At 68.6% G+C, this 6,374-nt stretch carries 5 protein-coding genes; 1 reads left to right on the top strand and 4 read right to left on the bottom strand.

Annotated elements, in window-relative coordinates; all coding sequences use genetic code 11:
• Positions 1–67: 67 nt before the first annotated feature.
• From ACWGDE_RS34490 to ctaC, 4 genes are all read right to left on the bottom strand, one after another.
• A complete protein-coding gene (locus ACWGDE_RS34490) occupies positions 68–1,312 on the bottom strand; it encodes an Ig-like domain-containing protein (RefSeq protein ID WP_453393003.1) in 1,245 nt (414 codons plus the stop codon).
• Positions 1,313–1,462: 150 nt separating this feature from the next.
• Entirely contained in the window at positions 1,463–1,861 is a 399-nt protein-coding gene (locus ACWGDE_RS34485) for a cytochrome c oxidase subunit 4 (RefSeq protein ID WP_030156117.1), read from the bottom strand.
• Entirely contained in the window at positions 1,858–3,588 is a 1,731-nt protein-coding gene (gene ctaD, locus ACWGDE_RS34480) for an aa3-type cytochrome oxidase subunit I (RefSeq protein ID WP_453393002.1), read from the bottom strand. Before ctaD ends, ACWGDE_RS34485 begins: the two co-directional genes overlap by 4 nt.
• On the bottom strand, positions 3,585–4,556 hold the full coding sequence (gene ctaC, locus ACWGDE_RS34475) for an aa3-type cytochrome oxidase subunit II (RefSeq protein WP_453393001.1): 972 nt from the start codon (positions 4,554–4,556) through the stop codon (positions 3,585–3,587). Before ctaC ends, ctaD begins: the two co-directional genes overlap by 4 nt.
• Before the next feature lie 294 nt (positions 4,557–4,850).
• Between ctaC and ACWGDE_RS34470 the strand changes: the two genes are divergently transcribed.
• On the top strand, positions 4,851–6,230 hold the full coding sequence (locus ACWGDE_RS34470) for an aminotransferase class V-fold PLP-dependent enzyme (RefSeq protein ID WP_453393000.1): 1,380 nt from the start codon (positions 4,851–4,853) through the stop codon (positions 6,228–6,230).
• Positions 6,231–6,374: the final 144 nt, after the last annotated feature.

The following is a 6,374-nucleotide window of genomic DNA, read 5'->3' as shown; positions in this document are numbered from 1 at the left end:
CCCGTACGGTCCGGTACGGGCTCCCGTGCCCCGGTGGCGGCCCCTGGGGGCCCTTGGGCCCCTGGGGTCACACCTGCGGGCGCAGTCGGGCGTGGTCGACGGGGCTGCGGCCCTCCTGGGTGCCCTTGAGGAGGGCGCTGCCCTGGCGCCAGTCCTTCCAGTCGACGTTCCAGTCGCCGTAGCCGTTGCCGAAGTTGTCCATGTCGTCGCCGATGCTGTTGATCACCTTGACGATGTCGCCCTCGGTGATGTTCTCGTAGAACCAGGCGGCGTTGCCCGTGCTCATGCCGGTGCATCCGTGGCTGACGTTCTCGTAGCCCTGGGAGCCGACGGACCACGGCGCGGCGTGGACGTATTCACCACTCCAGGTGACGCGAGTCGCGTAGTAGACGGGCAGGTTGTAGTACTCGCTGCCGCCGATGCCGACGGTGTCGCCGCGCATCTGGACGTAGTACTGCTTGCCGAGCACCACCTTGACGCCGTTGCGGGTGGAGAATCCCGGCTTCCCGGTGGTCACGGGAATGGTATTGATCACTTCCCCGTTGCGTTTGAACGTCAGGTAGTGCGACGAGGCGTCCGTGATGACCTCGACGCGGTCGCCGATCTCCAGCTTCAGCGGCTTGGCCGCGGCGCCGTAGAGGTCATCGGAAATCTTGATGCCCTCCAGATTGCTCCGGACGGACACGCTCGTGTTGGCCGGCCAGTACTCCTTGGGCCGGTAGTGGAGCTTCTTGTCGTCCACCCAGTACCAGGCGCCCACGACGTCGGGCGGGGTGTCGACGACCAGGCCCCGCTCGATGATCGCGCGGGCGGCCTTGTCCTTGACGGGTTCGTTGAGTTCGGCCGTGATGGGCTGTCCGACGCCGTACTTGCCCGCGTCCGGCCCGAACTCGACCTTCAGGACGTTCTTGGCCGGGGTGGTGTCGAAGGCGAGCACGCGCTGCCCCGGAGCGCCGCGTTCGTCCTCGGTGTTCACGGTGACCGTGTACCGGACCCCGGCGGCCATCGGGACGGTGCTGTGCCAGCGGTCCCCCGCGGCGGACAGTTCGCCCGCCAGGCGGCGGCCGTGGGTGTCCATGGCGGTCACATCGGTGATCCGGCCGTCGCCGCTCCTGGCGGTGACCTCCAGGGGCCGGTCGGGGTCGACGGGGCGGCCGCCCGAGGACTGGTTGAAGGCGACCAGATCGCCCGCGTCGTGAGGGCGGGCGGACAGCGGGTTGTCATCGGACCCGCATGCGGTGGCGCCGGCCCCGAGGGACGCGACCAGCAGGGAGCAGCCGATGACCGTCCAAAGACGCGGTGAGTGCTTCATGGAGCCAACGCTATGAAGGTATGACAATTACGGCGCGCGGGGTGACTGCAAACGAGGGGCCCGGACTCCTCCGTTAGAGGTGTCCGGGCCCCAAGTGTCAGGCTGCGGTCTCACATCGCGCCGCCGCACGGAGCGGCGGCGCGGGTGCGGCTACTGGTTCTGGTTCTCGCCGCGGTAGTACTCGTACACCCAGCCCCACAGGCCGATCAGGATGATCGGGGCCGAGAAGTACATGAGCCACCATCCGAAGATGACGCCCATGAAGGCGAGCGCTCCGCCGATGCCCAGCGAGAGCGGCTGCCAGCTGTGCGGGGAGAAGAACCCCAGCTCGCCCGCCTCGTCGGCGACGTCGGCCTCCAGGTTGTCCTGGGCCATCTCGTCCACGCGCTTGGCCGTGAAGGCCAGGTAGTAGCCGATCATGACGCTCAGGCCGAAGGCCAGGAAGAGCGCGGTGGTGCCTACGGGCTCCTTCGACCACACGCCGTACACGACGGCCATGATCAGGATGAAGAAGGAGAGCCAGAGGAACATCTTGCCCTGGATCTTCACTTGCCGGCCTCCTTGCCGCCGGTGACTGCCTTGGCGCCGGCGTCGTGGTCCGCGAGGTGGTCGAGGGCCGCGATCTCCGGGTGGTGCAGGTCGAACGCCGGGGACTCGGAACGGATCCGCGGCAGGGTGAGGAAGTTGTGCCGCGGCGGCGGGCAGGAGGTCGCCCACTCGAGCGAACGGCCGTAACCCCAGGGGTCGTCGACCTCGATCTTCTTGCCGTACTTCGCCGTCTTCCAGACGTTGTACATGAAGGGCAGCATCGACAGGCCGAGCAGGAACGAGCTGATCGTGGAGATCGTGTTCAGCGCGGTGAAGCCGTCGGCCTCGAGGTAGTCCGCGTAACGACGCGGCATGCCCTCGACACCCAGCCAGTGCTGCACCAGGAAGGTGCCGTGGAAGCCGACGAACAGCGTCCAGAAGGTGATCTTGCCGAGGCGCTCGTCCAGCATCTTGCCCGTGAACTTCGGCCACCAGAAGTGGAAGCCGGAGAACATCGCGAAGACCACGGTGCCGAAGATGACGTAGTGGAAGTGCGCGACGACGAAGTACGAGTCGGAGACGTGGAAGTCCATCGGGGGCGAGGCCAGGATGACGCCGGTCAGACCACCGAAGGTGAAGGTGATCAGGAAGCCGACGGCCCAGAGCATCGGGGTCTCGAAGGACAGCGAGCCCTTCCACATGGTGCCGATCCAGTTGAAGAACTTCACACCGGTCGGTACCGCGATCAGGAAGGTCATGAAGGAGAAGAACGGCAGCAGCACACCGCCGGTGACGTACATGTGGTGGGCCCACACCGTCACCGAGAGGCCGGCGATCGAGATCGTGGCCGCGATCAGACCGATGTAACCGAACATCGGCTTGCGCGAGAAGACCGGGATGACCTCGGAAATGATGCCGAAGAACGGTAGCGCGATGATGTACACCTCTGGGTGCCCGAAGAACCAGAAGAGGTGTTGCCACAGCAAGGCGCCGCCGTTGGCCGCGTCGAAGACGTGCGCACCGAACTTGCGGTCGGCCTCCAGCGCGAAGAGCGCGGCGGCCAGCACCGGGAAGGCGAGCAGGACCAGGACACCGGTCAGCAGCACGTTCCAGGTGAAGATCGGCATGCGGAACATCGTCATGCCGGGGGCGCGCATGCAGATGATCGTGGTGATGAAGTTGACCGAACCGAGGATCGTGCCGAAGCCGGAGAAGGCCAGACCCATGATCCACATGTCGGCGCCGATGCCCGGCGAGCGGACGGCGTCCGACAGCGGGGAGTAGGCGAACCAGCCGAAGTCGGCGGCACCCGAGGGGGTGACGAAGCCGGCCACCGCGATGGTCGAGCCGAAGAGGTACAGCCAGTACGCGAACATGTTCAGCCGCGGGAACGCCACGTCGGGCGCGCCGATCTGCAGCGGCATGATCCAGTTCGCGAAGCCCGCGAAGAGCGGGGTGGCGAACATCAGCAGCATGATCGTGCCATGCATGGTGAACGCCTGGTTGAACTGCTCGTTCGACATGATCTGCGTGCCCGGACGGGCCAGCTCGGCGCGCATGAAGAGCGCCATGATCCCGCCGATGATGAAGAACACGAACGACGTGACCAGGTACATCGTGCCGATGGTCTTGTGGTCGGTCGTGGTCATCCACTTCACGACGACATTGCCCGGCTGCTTGCGCCGCACCGGCAGCTCGTTCTCATACGAGTCGGCGGCGGCACCCTGGGATTCGTTGAGGATGCTCACAGTTTGTTCACCTCAGCATTGCGGGCCGGGTCGGTCTGCTTGATGCCGGCCGGGAGGTAGCCGGTCTGACCCTTCTCGGCCAGCTCCTTCAGGTGCGCCTTGTACGCCTCCGGGGAGACGACCTTGACGTTGAAGAGCATGCGGGAGTGGTCGACACCGCAGAGCTCGGCGCACTTGCCCATGAATTCGCCCTCTTCGGTCGGGGTGACCTCGAAGACGTTGGTGTGGCCCGGGATGACGTCCTGCTTGAACAGGAAGGGGACCACCCAGAAGGAGTGGATGACGTCGTTCGACGACAGGATGAAGCGGACCTTCTCGCCCTTGGGCAGCCAGAGCGTCGGGCCCGGGTTGCCCTTCTCGCTCCGGTCGCTCGGGACGCCCTTGGTGTAGACGCCCTCGGCGCCCGCGGGGAAGTCCTTGGTGAAGCGGTCCGGAATGGAGGCGAGTTCCTTCGGAACCTCGCCGGCCTTCGGGGTCGCCGCGTCGCCGTCGACGTTCTCGATGTAGTTGAAGCCCCAGCTCCACTGGAAGCCGACCACGTTGACCGTGTGCGCCGGCTTGGCGGAGAGGGAGAGCAGCTTCGACTCGTCACGCGCGGTGAAGTAGAAGAGCACCGAGACGATGATGAGCGGGACCACGGTGTACAGCGCCTCGATGGGCATGTTGTACCGGGTCTGCGCGGGGACCTCGATCTTCGTCCGGCTGCGCCGGTGGAAGATGACGCTCCACATGATCAGGCCCCACACCAGGATGCCCGTGATGAGCGCGGCCGCCCAGGAGCCCTGCCACAGGGAGAGGATGCGCGGCGCCTCCTCGGTTACCGGAGTCGGCATTCCGAGGCGGGGGAAGTCTTTCCATGTATACGAGCAACCAGTGGCGGTCGCCAGAACCGCGCCCGCAGTCAGCGCCTGCAGCAGCTTCCGCCGCATCGGGCGCCGCGGCGAGCGGTCGGAGCCGTAGGGACTCACGTAGCGCCTTCCCGAGAGTCTCGGCCCGCGCGGCCGGCCGCGGCCGTGTTCAGGTCGGTCGCCGGCCCTGACGCAGGCAGGGGTTTGGATGTTTATGCGGACCAAACCCTACTGGACGCTATTTGGGGTCGCGCGGGGAGGGTGCCCAACGCGCCGTTACTGACCCCGAAGGGATGGATCCGCCGTACGGGGGACGGCCCAACCGGCCCCGAATGGCGGCCTCCCCACGACATCTGACGCCCCCTGACCTCGGCCGGACGCCGAGTCCGCGCGGCCGCCGGTTAGCGTGACCGGATGCCGTACTTCGACACCGCGTCCGCCGCCCCGCTGCACCCCGTGGCCCGGCAGGCGCTCCAGGCCTCCCTTGACGAGGGCTGGGCCGACCCGGCCCGGCTGTACCGCGAAGGGCGGCGGGCCAGGCTGCTGCTGGACGCGGCGCGCGAGGCGGCGGCGGAGTCGGTGGGATGCCGCCCCGACGAGCTCTCGTTCACTCCTTCGGGGACGCACTCGGTTCACTCGGGCGTGGCGGGGGTGCTCTCGGGACGCCGGCGCGTCGGCGGGCATCTGGTCGTATCGGCGGTCGAACACAGTTCTGTACTGCACGCCGCGGAGGTTCACGCCGCCGGCGGCGGGACGCTGGACGAGGTCCCGGTGGACCGGCTCGGCCGGGTCGCCGCCTCCTCCTACGGGCAACTCGTGGGCCCGTCCACGGCGCTGGCCTGCCTCCAGTCGGCCAACCACGAAGTGGGCACGGTCCAGCCGGTGGCGGAGGTCGCCGAGGTCTGCGGCGCCGCCGGGGTCCCCCTGTTGGTGGACGCGGCGCAGTCGCTGGGCTGGGGGCCGGTTCCCGGGGCCTGGTCCGTGCTCTGCGCGAGCGCCCACAAATGGGGCGGCCCGCCCGGGGTGGGGCTGCTGGCGGTCCGCAAGGGGGTCCGCTTCAGCCCCCAAGGCCCCCCGGACGAAAGGGAGTCGGGCCGCTCCCCCGGTTTCGTCAACCTTCCGGCGGTGGTCGCGGCGGCGGCCTCCCTGCGGGCGGTGCGCGCCGAGGCGGACGCGGAGGCGGCCCGCCTGCGGATCCTGGTGGACCGGCTGCGCCGGCGGGTGGCCCGTCTGGTGCCGGACGTGGAGGTGGTGGGCCATCCGGACCTCCGGCTCCCCCACCTGGTCACCTTCTCCTGCCTGTACGTCGACGGCGAGACGCTGCTGCACGAGCTGGACCGGGCGGGCTACTCCGTCTCCTCCGGCTCCTCGTGCACCAGCTCGACGCTGACCCCGTCCCACGTCCTGCGGGCGATGGGGGTGCTGTCGGAAGGAAACGTACGGGTGTCCCTGCCGGCCGGTACGACGGCGGCCGAGGTCAACGGGTTCCTGGAGGTGCTGCCGGGGCTGGTGGCGGGGGTCCGCGAGAAGCTCGGGGTCGTGGAGCCGGTTGCGGTCCTGCCGGACTCCGAGTCCCTGGAGCTGGACGCGCTCGGTCTGCGGTGTCCGCAGCCGGTGATCGAGCTGGCCCGGGCGATCGGGCGGGTGCCGGTGGGGGGCACGGTCACGGTCCTGTCGGACGACGAGGTCGCGCGGCTGGACATTCCCGCGTGGTGCGCGATGCGGGGGCAGGTGTACGTGGGCGAAGCCCCCCGTGCGGAGGGCGTCGCGTACACGGTCCGCCGGGCGGTCTGACCCCCCTCGGGGCCGGCGTGGGTGGGCCCTGCGGGGGCTGTCCCCTACCCGCCCTTCCGCCGTTCCCCGGGCTCCGCCCAGACCCGCGCCTCAAACGCCGGCGGGGCTGGAATTGCCGCTGCGCGGCAACCCAGCCCCGCCGGT

The organism is Streptomyces sp. NPDC054956, from assembly GCF_053609185.1.
The sequence above is the reverse complement of the archived record's forward strand: the minus strand, read 5'-3'. Positions and strand labels throughout refer to the sequence as shown.

What these genes read in the sequence shown, in the direction of transcription:
- ACWGDE_RS34490 (WP_453393003.1), bottom strand. Translation starts at nt 1,312, where the DNA reads ATGAAGCACTCACCGCGTCTTTGGACGGTCATCGGCTGCTCCCTGCTG.
- ACWGDE_RS34470 (WP_453393000.1), top strand. Translation starts at nt 4,851, where the DNA reads ATGCCGTACTTCGACACCGCGTCCGCCGCCCCGCTGCACCCCGTGGCC.